At 57.2% G+C, this 271-nt stretch carries 1 protein-coding gene; it reads right to left on the reverse strand.

The annotated features are described in order from the left end of the window. Nucleotides 1-68 precede the first annotated feature (68 nt). The coding region (locus tag SB753_RS37445; RefSeq protein WP_410805201.1) for a hypothetical protein at nt 69-271 on the reverse strand (203 nt) is incomplete at its 5' end.

The raw sequence follows: 271 nt of genomic DNA on the forward strand, positions 1-271 counted from the left end.
CTGCGTTTGCAGATCCAATGACGCCGTGTTCCTTTCCTGTGTCGCTCATGTTTTTTGCCTCGCCGGCCTCAAAGATCCGGCCTCAAGATGTCGATCTTCAGAATACGCATCGAGTCGTCCTTAACCAGATCGGTCAAGCCATTCGCATCGCTGGTGCCTTCGATTACGCGCCCGTCGTCGGTCGTAATCCGATAGGGCTGGTGCACCGCCGGTGCTGGCTCATTAAGCGAATCACCGGGATAGTGCAGCCGGAATCGCTGGTCGGTTGGCG

Source organism: Paraburkholderia sp. SIMBA_053 (assembly GCF_046534895.1).
GTDB classification, from domain to species: domain Bacteria; phylum Pseudomonadota; class Gammaproteobacteria; order Burkholderiales; family Burkholderiaceae; genus Paraburkholderia; species Paraburkholderia caledonica.